The organism is Thioclava sp. SK-1 (assembly GCF_001705665.1).
Taxonomy (GTDB): Bacteria; Pseudomonadota; Alphaproteobacteria; order Rhodobacterales; family Rhodobacteraceae; genus Thioclava.
In genome coordinates this window covers 275,300-290,654 of the sequence record NZ_MDHA01000069.1, presented here as the reverse complement: position 1 = coordinate 290,654, position 15,355 = coordinate 275,300, and the positions used below count along the sequence as shown (strand labels likewise).

At 57.0% G+C, this 15,355-nt stretch carries 17 protein-coding genes; 14 read left to right on the top strand and 3 right to left on the bottom strand.

Annotation, left to right across the window (positions count from 1 at the left end; all coding sequences use genetic code 11):
* Positions 1-168 precede the first annotated feature (168 nt).
* Both BFP70_RS17340 and BFP70_RS17335 read right to left on the bottom strand, forming a co-directional pair.
* Positions 169-1,365: a DegT/DnrJ/EryC1/StrS aminotransferase family protein gene (locus tag BFP70_RS17340; protein WP_066012887.1), complete on the bottom strand. Its 1,197-nt coding sequence runs from the start codon at positions 1,363-1,365 to the stop codon at positions 169-171.
* A 1-nt stretch (position 1,366) separates the two neighbouring features.
* Positions 1,367-2,647 (bottom strand): MFS transporter, encoded by a 1,281-nt coding sequence (locus BFP70_RS17335; protein ID WP_255356762.1) that lies wholly within the window; start codon positions 2,645-2,647, stop codon positions 1,367-1,369.
* Between the two features lie 157 nt (positions 2,648-2,804).
* On the opposite strand from BFP70_RS17335, the gene BFP70_RS17330 reads away from it, so the two are divergent.
* On the top strand, positions 2,805-3,185 hold the full coding sequence (locus BFP70_RS17330; RefSeq protein ID WP_141693244.1) for a hypothetical protein: 381 nt from the start codon (positions 2,805-2,807) through the stop codon (positions 3,183-3,185).
* A 13-nt stretch (positions 3,186-3,198) separates the two neighbouring features.
* Here BFP70_RS17330 and BFP70_RS17325 read toward each other — a convergent pair whose 3' ends face one another.
* Positions 3,199-3,888 carry an HAD hydrolase-like protein gene (locus BFP70_RS17325; protein ID WP_066012885.1) on the bottom strand — a complete coding sequence of 230 codons (690 nt, stop codon included), beginning with the start codon at positions 3,886-3,888 and terminating at the stop codon, positions 3,199-3,201.
* A gap of 108 nt (positions 3,889-3,996) precedes the next feature.
* Between BFP70_RS17325 and glmU the strand changes: the two genes are divergently transcribed.
* The 13 genes from glmU to BFP70_RS17260 all read left to right on the top strand — a co-directional run bounded on the left by glmU (position 3,997) and on the right by BFP70_RS17260 (position 15,321).
* Complete coding sequence (glmU, locus tag BFP70_RS17320) at positions 3,997-5,346, top strand: bifunctional UDP-N-acetylglucosamine diphosphorylase/glucosamine-1-phosphate N-acetyltransferase GlmU (RefSeq protein ID WP_066012884.1); 1,350 nt, start codon at positions 3,997-3,999, stop codon at positions 5,344-5,346.
* A gap of 4 nt (positions 5,347-5,350) precedes the next feature.
* A complete protein-coding gene (gene glmS, locus BFP70_RS17315; protein WP_066012883.1) occupies positions 5,351-7,165 on the top strand; it encodes a glutamine--fructose-6-phosphate transaminase (isomerizing) in 1,815 nt (604 codons plus the stop codon).
* Positions 7,165-8,034: a DNA alkylation repair protein gene (locus BFP70_RS17310; protein ID WP_176715597.1), complete on the top strand. Its 870-nt coding sequence runs from the start codon at positions 7,165-7,167 to the stop codon at positions 8,032-8,034. Before glmS ends, BFP70_RS17310 begins: the two co-directional genes overlap by 1 nt.
* 404 nt (positions 8,035-8,438) lie before the next feature.
* On the top strand, positions 8,439-8,804 hold the full coding sequence (locus BFP70_RS17305) for an NADH-quinone oxidoreductase subunit A (protein WP_066012950.1): 366 nt from the start codon (positions 8,439-8,441) through the stop codon (positions 8,802-8,804).
* Positions 8,795-9,328 carry an NADH-quinone oxidoreductase subunit B family protein gene (locus BFP70_RS17300; protein ID WP_176715596.1) on the top strand — a complete coding sequence of 178 codons (534 nt, stop codon included), beginning with the start codon at positions 8,795-8,797 and terminating at the stop codon, positions 9,326-9,328. The genes BFP70_RS17305 and BFP70_RS17300 overlap by 10 nt, the downstream gene beginning before the upstream one ends.
* A 12-nt stretch (positions 9,329-9,340) precedes the next feature.
* Positions 9,341-9,952 (top strand): NADH-quinone oxidoreductase subunit C, encoded by a 612-nt coding sequence (locus tag BFP70_RS17295; RefSeq protein ID WP_066012881.1) that lies wholly within the window; start codon positions 9,341-9,343, stop codon positions 9,950-9,952.
* Positions 9,952-10,212, top strand: coding sequence for a hypothetical protein (locus BFP70_RS17290; RefSeq protein WP_066012880.1), 261 nt, complete (start codon positions 9,952-9,954; stop codon positions 10,210-10,212). The genes BFP70_RS17295 and BFP70_RS17290 overlap by 1 nt, the downstream gene beginning before the upstream one ends.
* Positions 10,209-11,450, top strand: a complete 1,242-nt coding sequence (locus BFP70_RS17285; RefSeq protein ID WP_066012879.1) for an NADH-quinone oxidoreductase subunit D — start codon at positions 10,209-10,211, stop codon at positions 11,448-11,450. Before BFP70_RS17290 ends, BFP70_RS17285 begins: the two co-directional genes overlap by 4 nt.
* Positions 11,450-12,661, top strand: a complete 1,212-nt coding sequence (locus tag BFP70_RS17280) for an NADH-quinone oxidoreductase subunit E (RefSeq protein WP_066012878.1) — start codon at positions 11,450-11,452, stop codon at positions 12,659-12,661. Before BFP70_RS17285 ends, BFP70_RS17280 begins: the two co-directional genes overlap by 1 nt.
* 44 nt (positions 12,662-12,705) lie before the next feature.
* Positions 12,706-13,434 carry a hypothetical protein gene (locus tag BFP70_RS17275; protein WP_066012877.1) on the top strand — a complete coding sequence of 243 codons (729 nt, stop codon included), beginning with the start codon at positions 12,706-12,708 and terminating at the stop codon, positions 13,432-13,434.
* On the top strand, positions 13,424-13,663 hold the full coding sequence (locus BFP70_RS17270) for a DUF5337 family protein (protein ID WP_066012876.1): 240 nt from the start codon (positions 13,424-13,426) through the stop codon (positions 13,661-13,663). Before BFP70_RS17275 ends, BFP70_RS17270 begins: the two co-directional genes overlap by 11 nt.
* 24 nt (positions 13,664-13,687) lie before the next feature.
* Positions 13,688-14,983 (top strand): NADH-quinone oxidoreductase subunit NuoF, encoded by a 1,296-nt coding sequence (nuoF, locus tag BFP70_RS17265; protein WP_066012875.1) that lies wholly within the window; start codon positions 13,688-13,690, stop codon positions 14,981-14,983.
* A gap of 2 nt (positions 14,984-14,985) precedes the next feature.
* Entirely contained in the window at positions 14,986-15,321 is a 336-nt protein-coding gene (locus tag BFP70_RS17260) for a hypothetical protein (RefSeq protein ID WP_066012874.1), read from the top strand.
* Positions 15,322-15,355 lie beyond the last annotated feature (34 nt).

Below are 15,355 nucleotides of genomic sequence, written 5' to 3'. Positions count from 1 at the left end.
GGTTCAATGGGTATGGCATAAGATGTCTGGCGGTTTGGTAAACGAACCACGGCCGGGGCCAAATATCCTTATGCGGTCACGGTGAAGATCTGTCGCGCGATACGCTTTGGCCACGACATACGCAATGGGAATATTGCCCGCAGATCTGCAAAGATTTTATGACGCCGCTTAGCCCAAGGATAGGGGCGCTGCGCCCAGCTCTTGCGCGATGATACGGCACAGGATTTGGGTGTCGCGGATATCGAATGTCAGCGGCAATCGCAGGTCCATCAGCCCTGCCAACACCTTGTCGGTTTGCGGCAGGTCTTGCGGTGGCGCATAACGCCAGCTGTCATGACGGGAGGTGAACCCCGCAGGCTCTGCCGCGCCAAACCATTTCAGTTCCACGCCGCGCGCCGCACAGGCGTGTACAAAGGCGGTGATCTGGGCCGGGCTGTGATCGGGCAGGCAGAATTGAAACGAAGAGCCAACATAGGCCTCGGCCTGGGGCCGCGGTATCAGGCGTAGGCCTGGCACATCGCTCAGGCCTGTTTCCATCGCGCGATACAGCGCGTTCCACCGCTCCACCCGATCTGGCAATGTGGGGATTTGCGGGCGTAAGATCGCGGCACGCAGGGCATCCATCCGCCCTGACACATTCGGGGTTTCATATTTCAATGACTCAAATGCGTCTTGCGGCGGGCTGGCCAAATGGCGCGGATACATCATGTAGCTGCCAGACAGAAGGATCGCACGCGCCATGACCTGCGGATCGTCCGAGATCAAAAAACCCCCTTCGCCGCTGTTCATATGCTTGTAGGTCTGGGTGGAATAGCAGCCAATCGCGCCATGTCTGCCCGATGGCACACCGCGCCAGCTTGCCCCCATTGTATGCGCGCAATCTTCGATCACGGTCAGCCCATGTTCGGCGCATATCTCCATTAGCCGGTCCATATCGCACAGATGGCCGCGCATATGGCTTAGCATCAAGATCCGCGCCCGAGGTGCCTTTGCGATCAGGTCGTCGAAATCAATCACCAACGCGTCGGTGACTTCGACAAACAATGGCACGCCGCCCGCACTGGTGATCGCGCCGGGCACCGGGGCCAATGTAAAGGCATTGGTCAAAACTGCTTCGCCCGGTTGCAACCCCAAGGCGCGCAGGGCGCAGCCTAATGCATATCCCCCCGACGCCACGGCCAGACAGTAGTGCGCGCCAGTCATCGCCGCAAAATCTTGTTCCAACAGCGCGACTTCACCGGGATCATCGGGTGCGGTATTGTAACGGTGCAAGCGGCCCGACTGCATGACCGCTATGGCGGCATCAATGGCGTCTTGTGCAATAGGCTCTTGCTGAGTGAAATTGCCAAAGAAACGTTCAGACATGTCACGCCTTTCGACTGTGCTGCAAAAAGACGATCAGCGCCACAATCAACACCCCGGCCGAAATAAACCACGCTGCATCCGTTGTCTGGATCAGCGCAGCGTCTGAGAGGAAAAAACCGAAGACTTGAGTAAAGAACACGGTGCCCGCCAACATTGAAAGGTTCATTGCGGCTGAAATGCCACCTTGTAACGCGCCTTGTTCGGTTTCAGGAACTGCGCGCGACATATGCGCGACCAGCATCGGATGCACAAATCCTTCGGGACCGTGAATCACCATCAGCACCAAAACCGGGGCCAGTCCCCATGCCATGCCATAGCCAAAGGTGACAACGGCGGCGACAAGCAGGCCTGCGGCGATGACGCGCGGCTCTCCAAAGCGTTTGCCGACAGGGCCGGTTAGCAGCCCTTGGGTCAGAGCCATGACCAATCCGAACGCAGCCAGAGTGATGCCGACGGTGGCTTCGCTCCACCCGAATTTCTGCATTCCCCAGAACGGCCAGATCGCCACATAGACAGAGGTTGCGAAGAAATATAGCACCAGGACACCGGTCATGGGCAAAACGCCGGGATGGCGGCGGAACACGGCCAAAACGCCCAAGGGGTTGGCCTCGCGCCAATTCATCGGTCGGCGCGCTGATGGTGGAAGGCTTTCGGGCAGCGCAAACAGGCCAAAGGCGAAATTGGCCAGTGACAGCCCTGCTGCGGCCCAAAACGGCGCGCGCGGCCCGAATTCGCCCAGCAAACCGCCCAATGCCGGGCCAAGGATAAAGCCAAGCCCAAAGGCCGCACCCATCCAACCAAAGGCGCGGGCGCGGTGCTCGGGTGTGGAAATGTCTGCCAGATAGGCATTTGCGATCACGAAGGAGGAGCCGCATATACCTGCGATGATCCGTCCAATGAACAAGAATACAAGCGATGGCGCCAGCGCATGAAACAAATAATCCAGCCCCAGCCCGCCCACTGCCAACAGCAACAACGGCCGACGCCCAAAGCGATCAGACAGCGCGCCCATTGTCGGGGCGCATAAAAATTGTGCCAAAGAGAACCCGGCAAACATCCACCCGCCGATACGGGCCGCTTGCGCAAGGTCCAGATGGCCGACCTGTTCAATCAGCTTTGGCAAGACAGGTATGATGATGCCAAAGCCCATCACATCCAAGAACACTGTCATCAGCACGAAAAACACCGCACGTTTGCGCGTCGGGCCGGCCAAAGCGGCTGTGGGGCGGCTGTCATCAGGGGCTGCGCTGTCGCGGCTGGAGGGGGGCGAGGGGTCGCGCATGTTTACCTGTCTGGCTGTTGCAGCGCCAAAATGGGCACTGATTTTGTGCACGCTATGCGCGACATCAGGTGTTGTAAAGCAGGCGGTAAATCTGCTCTTGCAGTGGCCGCAAACACAGCGCAGGAACAGGGCAAGCCCGGCAAAAGGACAGGTGCAGATGAAAAAATTCGTGAAATCGGCCCTGATCGGCGGGCTTATCGGACTGATGTCGTTTACTGCGGCGCAGGCGAAAAACGCCATTACCTATGATGGGCGCGATGCACAATTGCTGCATTGCGCCGCGCTACACGGGATTGCAGCGCAGGTTTTACAAGCCGCGGGAGAGGCCGATCAAGACGATCTGGCCTTTGCGCAATTTTATGCTTTCATGTTGCTGCGTAAATTGCCCGGCACGGAAAAACAGCAGGTGCAGGCCTATACGCAGCGGATGCAAAAGATCATGAAGACCCGCAGCTTGGGTGATTTTATCGACGAATATGACGAGACATCAAAATGGTGCATTCGTGAATTCGTTCGCAATGGGGATGACCGGCCCTAACGGGCAGGGCGACTTATTTGCCATGCGCGGGCGTGCCCAACAGCTGCGCGGTCAATGCGGGCAGTTGAGCGTAGCTGTGCAATGCGGCATCGGGCGCCAAGCGCAGGATATCCTGGCCCGTAGGGCCGAATGTGACCAGCACGCTTGGGACATCTACGGCGGCAGCGGTGCGCCGGTCTGTATCGGTATCGCCAATCAAGAATGACTGTTGGACAGATCCGCCTGCACCTTGCACGGCGGCGATATAGGGCTGTGGATCGGGTTTACGGGTGGGCAATGTGTCCGCGCCGATCAGTGCGTCAAATAAATCCGCGATGCCAAGCTGATCTACCAACGTCCGAGCAAGGCCCTCAGGTTTGTTGGTGCAAATTGCGGTTTTATATCCGGTGTCGCGCAGCGTTTGCACGGCGGCATAGGCGCCGGGATACAGCGTGGTATGTTGGCATATATTGGCATCATAGTATTGCAAAAGTGCCGCGTAATCTTGGGCGATTGCATCTTCAAGCTGGGCGCCCTGCCAACCGTGGCGGCTGTATCCAGCCTGCAACATCGCCCGCCCACCATGAAAGGCAATCAACGCATCATCTGTGCGGTGCAGCAGATCGCCAAGGCCCCGCGCGGCAAAGCAGGCATTGGCGGCACAGATCAGATCCGCAGAAGTATCGGCCAAGGTTCCGTCAAGATCGAAGACAACAGTGCGCATATTTTGCCCTTTGGATGAAACACCGCGAAAGATAGCGTGAAGACACGTCTCTTGCAGCCAGTCAGAGTATGGGTAAAACGGGCAGGAGCAGATGAAAAGGCATAGATCATGGCGAACGCGTTGATTGTTCTCGCGGCGGGCAAGGGCACCCGCATGAATTCCGACCTGCCGAAAGTGTTGCATCAGGTGGGTCGCGCGCCACTGGTGGCACATGCGTTGGCAGCTGGCCGCGCGCTAGAGCCAGAGCGGATTGTGGTTGTGACAGGCCATGGCGCGCAGCAGGTTCAGGCCGCAGTGGAGCATTGGGCGCCACAGGCCGAATGCGTCTTGCAAGAAGAACAATTGGGCACAGGCCATGCAGTCGCGCAGGCCTTGCCCTGCCTGGACGGGTTCGATGGGCGTGTCATTGTTCTGTATGGCGACACGCCGTTTATCCGTGCCGAAACATTGGAGCGCCTGTCGGAATCGGATGCTGCCGTCACTGTTTTGGGGTTCGAAACCGAAGAGCCCGGGCGCTATGGTCGGTTGATTGCCAGCGGGCCGGGGTTGGAGCGGATCGTCGAATTCAAGGATGCCTCTGACGAGGAACGCGCGATTACCCTGTGCAATTCCGGTGTGATTGCCGCGGATGCCGTCGTGCTGACCGAATTGGTTCAAGGGCTGAACAATGACAATGCGGCAGGTGAATATTACCTGACTGACATCGTTGCTGCAGCACGTGCCAAAGGGATGACTGCCGAGGTGGTGACCTGCGACGAAGAAGAAACACTGGGCATCAACGACCGGTTTGAATTGGCCCGTGCCGAGGACCTGTTTCAGGATCTGTGCCGCGAAGAGGCTTTCGAAAACGGGGTGTCGATGGTGGATCCTGCCACCGTGTATTTTGCGCTGGACACATTTGTGGGCGCCGATGTCGTGATCGGCCCGAATGTGGTGTTTGGCACCGGGGTGACCGTTGAAACCGGTGCCGTGATTGAGGCGTTTTGCCATTTGGAAGGCTGCCATATTTCGCGCGGGGCGACGGTTGGCCCCTTTGCCCGGCTGCGCCCGGGGGCCGAATTGTCCGAAGATGTCCATGTGGGCAATTTCGTTGAAATCAAGAATTCAGTCTTGGCGGAGGGCGTCAAGGTTGGCCATCTGACTTATATCGGGGATGCCGATATAGGCGCGCGCACGAATATCGGTGCAGGGACTGTGACCTGTAATTACGACGGGGTAATGAAACATCGCACCACTGTGGGTGAAGATGTGTTCATCGGCTCGGATACGATGCTGGTTGCGCCGGTGACGGTGGGGCGTGGGGCGCTGACGGCCTCTGGTTCGGTCATTACCGGGGACGTCCCCAGCGAGGCATTGGCGGTTGCCCGCGCGAAACAGGTGAATAAGCCGGGGCTGGCCGCGAAGCTGTTTGCCAAACTGCGGGCGGAAAAAACGCGCCGCGCTGGGAAAAAGGGCTGATATCATGTGCGGAATCATTGGAGTCCTGGGTGATCACGAAGTTGCGCCGATCCTTGTAGAAAGCCTGAAACGGCTGGAATATCGCGGCTATGACAGTGCAGGGATTGCCACGGTTCACGACGGAAATCTGGATCGCCGCCGCGCGGTTGGCAAATTGATCAACCTGTCGGATGTGCTTGTGCGTGAACCCCTGCGCGGGATGGCCGGTATCGGCCACACACGTTGGGCAACCCACGGCGCAGCGACCGAGGGCAATGCGCATCCGCATCGCTCTGGTCCGGTGGCGGTGGTGCATAATGGTATCATTGAGAATTTCCGTGAACTGCGCCGTGAGCTGGCCGAAGATGGGCTGGCGGCGCAAACCGATACAGACACAGAAACCGTGGCGCTTTTGACCCGGCTTTATCTGGATCGTGGGATGTCGCCTGCCGATGCGGCCGTGGCGACATTGAAACGGTTGGAGGGCGCTTTTGCGCTGCTATGGCTGTTTGATGGTGAAGACGACCTGATGATTGCGGCCCGAAAGGGGTCGCCCTTGGCGATCGGTCATGGCGATGGCGAGATGTTTGTCGGCTCGGATGCGATTGCTTTGGCCCCGATGACGGACCGCATCACCTATTTGGAAGAGGGCGATTACGCCTTTATTACGCGGCAGTCCCTAGTGATCCGCGATCAGGCCGATCAGCTGGTGACCCGTGAGGAGCAGCGGATTGATCTGGGTCGCACCCGGGTTGAAAAGGCTGGCTATAAGCATTTCATGGCCAAAGAGATTGCCGAACAGCCGGTGGTGATTGGCGATGCGTTGGCGCATTATCTGCATGCCGATCAGATCAACCTTCCTGCCGATCTGGATTTTGCGGGTCTGGACCGTTTGACCCTGGTGGCCTGTGGCACAGGGTTCTATGCCTGCCAGACTGCGAAATACTGGTTTGAAAGCCTCGCGGGCATCCCATGTGAAATCGATGTGGCATCTGAATTTCGTTATCGCGAGCCACCTATGCCGCAAAAAAGTTTTGCGTTATTCGTCAGCCAATCCGGCGAGACGGCGGATACACTGGCCGCGCTGCGCTATTGTCAGGACCGGGTGCAAAAGACGGTGGCGGTCGTCAATGTGCCATCGTCATCCATGGCACGCGAGGCGGATATCGCGCTGTCTTTGCATGCGGGGGTGGAGGTCGGCGTTGCCTCGACCAAGGCATTTACATGTCAGTTGACCGTTCTGGCCGTGATGGCGATCAAAGCCGGCCTGGACCGCGGGCATTTGACACAGGCGCAGGCAGCAGAACATATCGCAACCCTGCGGGCCTTGCCCGGTGTGTTCAATGCCGCACTGGCCTGTTCGGATGAGATTGCCGCGCTGTCGGAAAAACTGGCTGAAGCGCAGGATATTTTGTTCCTAGGCCGTGGCCCATTGTATCCATTGGCGATGGAAGGCGCGCTAAAGCTAAAAGAAATCAGCTATATACACGCAGAAGGCTATGCTAGCGGTGAATTGAAACATGGCCCTATTGCACTGATTGAACGCACGGTGCCGGTGGTTGTTTTTGCGCCATATGATCGTCTGTTCGACAAAACCGTGTCAAATATGCAAGAGGTCATGGCGCGGCACGGTCAGGTCTTGCTTGTGTCGGATGCCAAGGGCATTGCGCAGGCAGGTGAGGGGACTTGGGCTACGTTGAAATTGCCCGAGGTGGCAGAACCTTTCGCACCTATTCTTTATGCGCTGCCCGCGCAGCTTTTGGCCTATCATACGGCCATCGCGAAAGGGACGGACGTGGATCAACCGCGTAACCTTGCAAAATCAGTGACGGTGGAATGATGGCTCGCAAACGCGGTGGTGGACATAAGGCGCAGGTGCTGCGCGATGACGGGGAGCGGCTGTCGCCCGAAGAGGAGGCACGCCTGACAGCAGAGCTGGAAAGCTATGTAAGCTCTGACGCTGACTATGAATATTTCGCAGAAGACGAAGACGCGGGCGATGTGTTGCCACCCCCCACCTTTGAAGATGTGATCTATGCGTTGGAAGCGTGGAAAGACGACGGTCGCGCAGATCAGCTGCATACGACGCAGGGCGTGGACCGCCGCTATATCGGGGTGGCGCCGGCGGGGTTGGATGATCTGGTCGCGATGTGGCGCGGGTCGATGGATGTGGAGGCCCGTGTCGATTTGGCACGCGCCCTATGGGACAGTGATATCTTTGAGGCCCGCCTGGTCGCGACACGGTTGTTGTTCCAGGCACGGCTGCGGCCTGACGATGTGGCCTGGGCGATGATTCAGGGATGGATCTTCCAGATGGATTGCCCTGCGCTGACGGAGGCGGTGTGCAAAACCGCTGCGAAACGGGTTCAGGCCGATGCCGCGCGTTTAGATCAGCTGGAGCTATGGTTCGACGCGGCCGATGATACCATCCGTTCGGCTGCGTTCCGTGTGACCTTGCCATGGGCTAAGCTGCGCAACCTGAAAGACGATGACATCGCGGTGCAAGATCGGATCTTGGGTTGGGTCGTCACTTTTGGTGCAGAGGCTGGGCCGGCATTGCGTCTGAGCATGTCGCAATGGCTGCGGGCCTATCTGCGCCATGCGCCAGAGCGCGGCACCGCATGGGCACAGGGTCAAGTTGACGCTCTGGCGCCCGGGGTGCGGCGTGAAATCGCGCGTTTGTTGAATATTGAACTGACGCCGAGTTAATCTTTGCAGACAGTTTCTACCGGAATGTTTGCGCAAATTGCTGCAGGCCTGCGACATATCGCTGCGCTGCGGCAATTTGCGCCCTTCACAAGATGTCGCAGTAAAATCATCGGGTTTAATCCGAAGTGATTCGTTTGTTTTTCCGTTTTGCCAAGATTTTTACCGATTTTGGTGCGGTCGCGGAAAAAGAACTGTGCGTGGATTAACCATCGACAAACGCTTTGCCATGACTTTACGTGGGAACGGGATTTTATATCACAGTTTCGGTATGCCTTTGCATATTCTATTTCCTTTTCAGTAGGGAAACCCGGAGCCGGATGTTGACCCCGCCGCCCCACGGGGCTATTGCAACAGACAGCCGGAACCTGCGCGACAACGTGGTCGCGTCACTAGGGAGCCAAACAGTGCAAGACCTACTGCGCGAATACCTTCCCATTCTCATTTTCCTGTGCATTGCATTGGCGCTTGCGCTGATCTTGTTACTTGCCGCGGCAGTTTTGGCCGTGCGTAACCCAGATCCAGAAAAAGTGTCAGCCTATGAATGCGGCTTTAACGCTTTCGACGACGCACGGATGAAATTTGACGTTCGCTTCTACCTCGTCTCGATCCTATTCATCATTTTTGACCTCGAAGTCGCCTTTCTGTTCCCGTGGGCGGTGGCCTTCGGGGATCTGTCAATGGTCGGATTTTGGTCGATGATGGTGTTCCTATTGGTTCTGACCGTAGGATTTGCCTATGAGTGGAAGAAAGGGGCGTTGGAATGGGCGTGATGACATCAGCCAATACTGCCGGTGGTGACCGTGAGGTCGCGACGCAGGCGCTGAACAACGAGTTGCAGGACAAAGGCTTCCTGCTGACCTCCACCGAGGACATCATCAACTGGGCGCGTAATGGCTCGCTTCACTGGATGACCTTTGGCTTGGCGTGCTGTGCGGTCGAAATGATGCAGGTGTCGATGCCGCGCTATGACGTGGAGCGTTTCGGCACCGCGCCGCGCGCATCGCCGCGTCAGTCGGATCTGATGATCGTCGCAGGCACATTGACCAATAAAATGGCTCCGGCGCTGCGCAAAGTTTATGACCAGATGCCAGAGCCGCGCTATGTGATTTCGATGGGGTCATGTGCAAATGGTGGCGGGTATTATCATTACAGCTACTCGGTCGTGCGCGGCTGTGACCGGATTGTGCCCGTGGATATCTACGTTCCCGGTTGCCCGCCCACAGCTGAAGCGTTGCTTTATGGTATCTTGCAGTTACAGCGTAAGATTCGCCGCACCGGCACATTGGTGCGCTGAGGAGAGACGACTATGCCATTGAACGAACTGGCCGAACATATTGAGCTGAAGCGTCCCGATGATGTTGTCTCGACCGAGGTGGCCTTTGGGGAGCTTGCGGTAACGGTGACATTGTCCGGGATTGTGGATTTTCTGACCTTCCTGAAGGAAGATCCCAATTGCATGTTCTCTTCGCTTGTCGACATTACTGCGGTTGATCACCCAGAGCGGCCACAACGATTTGACCTCGTGTGGCATTTCTTGTCGATGTATCGCAATCAGCGTATTCGTGTAAAAGTTGCGATCCGTGAAGATGAAATGGTGCCGTCGCTGACTGGCGTTCATAAATCCGCAGATTGGTTTGAACGTGAGATTTTCGATATGTTCGGGATCTTGTTCTCGGGCCATCCGGATTTGCGCCGCCTGTTGACGGATTACGGTTTCCGTGGCCACCCGCTGCGTAAAGATTTCCCGACCACCGGATATCTTGAGGTGCGCTGGGACGAAGTGCAAAAGCGCGTTGTTTATGAGCCCGTTAAATTGGTTCAGGAATATCGTCAGTTTGACTTCTTGTCGCCGTGGGAAGGGGCCAAATACATACTTCCTGGTGACGAAAAAACAGCAGACAAAGCGGGGGCCAAGTAATGGACTTGGCTGCGACACAAAGCGGATCGTGCCTGCCGGATGCCACATGGATCGCGGCACAGCGCGGCCTGTCAGCCACAGCCTCCGATGGGGTTATCGGCCTGGGGCGATCTGTTGTGACTTCGCAGATGCCGATTGACTGCAACTTAAAGAATTACGCGCTCGCGAACATGACCTCGGATATGACCGAGGGTGATCTTTTTGCGAAATTCGCGCCCAGCACGGCTGATCAAGCCCAGAGCACGGAGAATGACGCATGATGGACGGCGACATCCGGCAGAACCATTATGATGACGGCTCGCAAGACGCCCTGACCGGCGAACAGCGGATCCGAAACTTTAATATCAACTTCGGGCCTCAGCACCCGGCAGCCCACGGTGTTTTGCGCATGGTTGTCGAGCTGGACGGCGAAGTGGTGGAACGTTGTGACCCCCATATTGGGCTGTTGCATCGCGGCACTGAAAAGTTGATGGAAAGCCGCACCTACCTGCAAAACCTGCCCTATTTCGATCGGTTGGACTATGTTGCGCCGATGAACCAAGAGCACGCCTGGTGCCTGGCCATTGAACGCCTCGCCGAGGTTGAGGTGCCACGCCGCGCACAGCTGATCCGCGTGCTGTATTCCGAAATTGGCCGCGTTTTGAATCATTTGCTCAACGTGACAACGCAGGCAATGGATGTTGGCGCCCTGACCCCACCGCTGTGGGGTTTTGAAGAGCGTGAAAAGCTGATGATTTTCTACGAGCGGGCTTGCGGGTCGCGCTTGCACGCAGCCTATTTCCGTCCGGGTGGGGTGCATCAGGACCTGCCGCCAGCACTGATCGACGATATCGAGACATGGGCCAAGGAATTCCCTGCTGCTCTCAATGATATTGACGGCCTGCTGACGGAAAACCGCATTTTCAAACAGCGTAACGTCGATATTGCTGTTGTGACCGAGCAAGACATTTTGGATTGGGGCTTTTCGGGCGTTATGGTCCGTGGTTCCGGTCTGGCGTGGGATTTGCGTCGCTCGCAGCCATATGAATGCTACGATGAATTTGATTTCGATGTGGCTATCGGTAAATCCGGCGATTGCTACGATCGCTATCTTGTCCGCATGGCAGAGATGCGCGAATCCGTAAAAATAATTCGCCAATGCGTCGATAAGCTGCGTGCAGAAAAGGATGGTGACATCCTTGCACGCGGTAAGCTGACGCCGCCGAAACGTGGCGATATGAAGACGTCCATGGAAGCGCTTATCCATCACTTCAAGCTCTATACCGAAGGGTTCAAGGTCCCCGCTGGGGAGGTATATGCCGCGGTTGAAGCGCCCAAGGGCGAATTCGGCGTGTTTTTGAAGTCTGACGGGACCAATAAACCCTATCGCGCAAAGATCCGCGCGCCAGGTTTCCTGCATATGCAGGCAATGGATTACCTCGGCACGGGCCACCTGCTTGCCGATCTTTCTGCAATTATCGGCACGATGGATATCGTGTTCGGGGAGGTTGACCGCTAATGCTTCGCCGTTTGCATCACGAACAGCCCGAGAGCTTTGAGTTCACACCAGCCAATCTGGAGTGGGCGCAGACACAGCTGAAGAAATTTCCTGTTGGCCGGGAGGCTTCGGCAATTATTCCACTGTTGTTCCGCGCACAGGAACAAGAAGGCTGGCTGTCCAAACCCGCGATCGAATATGTGGCAGATATGTTGGACATGGCCTATATTCGCGCACTTGAAGTTGCGACGTTCTATTTCATGTTCCAGTTACAACCTGTTGGGTCGGTTGCACATTTCCAAATTTGTGGCACGACCTCCTGCATGATTTGCGGGTCCGAGGATCTGATGCAGATCTGCAAGGACAAGATCGCACCACACCCGCATGAAGTCTCTGCCGATGGCAAGTTTTCATGGGAGGAGGTGGAATGCCTTGGGGCCTGTGCGAATGCCCCGATGGCCCAGGTTGGTAAGGACTATTACGAAGATCTGACCGAAGAGGGGCTGGCGAAGCTAATCGACGATATGGCAGCGGGCGGAAACCCCAAGGCTGGATCGCAAATCGGCCGGTTCTCGTCCGAGCCCGCGTCAGGTTTGACTGCGTTGCTTGAGTCCGAGACGGATAAAGAAGATTACAACGGCTCGGTTGAGCGTGCCGTGAAGATCGGTGACTCGATCAAGCGTATTGATGGTCAAGAAGTCCCGCTGCGCGCGCCTTGGGCCGCCAATCAGCGTGGGCCGATCGGCATTATGGGCACGCAGCAGCGGCCTAAGTCTGCTGTGCAGCAGGCCGCGTTGAAAGAGCCGCGCCCATCGAAGGGCAAACCGGTGGATGCGACGGGTGTGACCGAACAGGAAGCACAAGCGGTCGAGAAGGGCAATCCGCCGGGAAAGTCTGATCCGGTTGCAGCCGCCGCGATTGAGGCTGCGGCAACCGGGACACAGGAAAAGCCGGCGATGCTATCTGCGCCGCGCGAAGATGGTGCCGATGATCTGAAGCTGATCAAAGGCATTGGGCCAAAACTGGAAGAGACGCTGAACCAGATGGGCGTCTTTCACTATGATCAGATCGCGGCGTGGACCGGCGCGGAACTGGCTTGGGTGGATGACAATCTGGAAGGGTTTAAGGGCCGTGCGACCCGCGATGATTGGGTCGAACAGGCACAAACACTGGCGTCTGGAGAAGAAACTGACTTTGCGGCGCGGGCTCGGAAAGACGGTATTTACGACTAAGAGGCAGGCTACAATTATTGTGGCTCACTGACGGGAGATGCGGCGTGACGATTGAAACGCGCAAAGATGCTTGGAGGATTGGGGCGATAGCGGGTGCTATTGTCTTCGTGTTCCTATGGCTCTTTGGCGAACCAACGTTTATGGCCGCAGTGTTCTTGGGCTTGGTTACGGCCGGGCTATTGGGCGCGGTACTGGAATGGCTGTTTATATCCGGCACACAGGATATGGCAGAGGCTGATTGGGAAACTGGTGTGGCATCGCGTATCGTGTCCCCAACCGACAGCGCGACCCACGGGACGTTGGATCATTACCGCAAGGACCATGAAACCGGCGCGCAGTTGAACGCACAGCTGGAAGCGCGTGCGCATCAGGCAGAGGCCGACGCGCAGGTTCACATGGCGCCTGTGAATGAGGCGGCGATGGAATGGCGAGCGGATCACCGCGCGCTGTCAGATGTTGAAGATGATGATGACAGCGTGTCCGGCGCGGGGCGTGCGCCGGTGGCCCTGGCTGCCCCACGCGACGGCGAAGCCGATGACTTGACCTTGATCGAAGGTATCGGGCCGAAACTGTCCGCGCGTTTGAATGATTGGGGCGTGTTTCATTACGATCAAATCGCTGGATGGGGCGAAGATGAGATCGCCTATGCGGATGAAAATGTGCCACGGTTCAAGGGGCGTTGCACACGCGATAAATGGGTATCGCAAGCGCAGATTATAGTGCGCGACGGGAAAGATGCTTTCCTGGAGCGTGCAAAGACGAATGACTACTGAGGGAGACACCGTGACGGCTGCGGATAGGGATGCGCAAGATCGCCGTGATGGCCGGTTGGCGGCTGTGGTGATTGCCATCACGACGCTGCTTTGGATCGGATTTCAGTGGGTCGGAAAACAACAGGGCTGGGGGGCGCGCATTGCGATCCTTGGTGATTTCGCGGCAATTGCCGCATATATTTTCGCGCTGGTTCAGGTCTGGCGCATCTGGCGTCGCAAGATCGGTTGAGGCCAGTAAGATGAGGGAAGCGACATGCTGAAGGATCAGGACCGGATCTTTACCAACCTTTACGGGATGTATGACCGTTCGCTTGCTGGTGCGCAAAAGCGCGGCCATTGGGACGGAACGGGCAATATCTTGTCGAATGGCAAGGATTGGATCGTTGAACAGGTCAAGGCCTCTGGGTTGCGTGGCCGTGGTGGTGCAGGTTTCCCAACGGGGTTGAAATGGTCCTTCATGCCGAAGGAATCTGATGGGCGTCCCGCCTATCTGGTCATCAATGCGGACGAATCCGAACCGGCGACATGTAAAGACCGCGAAATTATGCGCCATGATCCGCATACGCTGATTGAAGGCGCGCTGATTGCCGGTTTCGCGATGCAGGCTCAGGCCGCCTATATCTATATTCGCGGCGAGTATGTTCGTGAAAAAGAGGCGCTACAGCAGGCCATCGACGAATGCTACGAGGCTGGTCTTATCGGCAAAAATGCATGCGGGTCTGGCTATGATTATGATGTGTATCTGTCGCATGGCGCAGGCGCGTATATATGTGGTGAAGAAACCGCGCTGATTGAGAGCCTTGAAGGTAAAAAGGGCATGCCGCGGATGAAACCGCCATTCCCGGCGGGTGCGGGCCTGTATGGCTGCCCGACCACAGTGAACAACGTTGAATCCATTGCGGTTGTGCCAACCATTTTGCGCCGCGGTGCGGATTGGTATGCCTCATTCGGGCGGCCCAACAACACCGGTGTCAAACTGTTTGCGATGTCGGGTCATGTGAACACGCCTTGCGTGATCGAGGAATCGATGTCTATCAGCATGAAAGAGCTGATCGAAAAGCACGGCGGCGGTGTGCGCGGTGGTTGGAAAAACCTAAAGGCCGTGATCCCCGGCGGCGCATCCTGCCCGGTGTTGCCTGCCGCGCTGTGCGAAGATGCGATCATGGATTACGATGGCATGCGGGAACTTAAGTCCTCATTCGGCACGGCCTGCATGATTGTGATGGATCAGCAGACTGATATTATTAAAGCCATTTGGCGGCTGTCCAAGTTCTTCAAACATGAAAGCTGCGGCCAGTGCACGCCGTGCCGTGAAGGCACGGGCTGGATGATGCGTGTGATGGATCGTCTGGTAACAGGCGAGGCCGAGGTTGAAGAAATAGATATGCTGTTTGATGTGACCAAACAGGTTGAAGGCCACACGATCTGTGCGTTGGGCGATGCCGCAGCGTGGCCGATTCAGGGGCTTATTCGTCATTACCGTGAAGAAATCGAAGACCGGATCAAAGCGAAGAAAACTGGCCGTATGGGCGCGATGGCAGCGGAGTAACCATGGCTCAGATCGGATCATATCACCGTAAAACCACAGGCCGCGCCACGCGGTTGCGTTTGGTGATGTGTTTCTCTGGGATGGCGTTGTTGATCACGGCTTGCGCTGCTCCGCATCAGTCCGCTGTTGCACACAAACAGGTGCCTGCCGGATATGCGATTGCGCAAAGCCCGCAAGACGGTTTGCTGGTAGCGCGCCAAGGCACAGCTTTCGGCTTTGACGAAGGGGCCGAGGCAAAGCGGGCCGCGAATGACTATTGCGGGGCGGCAGGGGTCGCCTCGGGGACCGAAGACCATTACCGGGCAGGGGCCTGGATCTATCCAAGGGGGTGCGCATAAGCGCCCTGATTGAAACGAAATTTCGCGTAGGTTT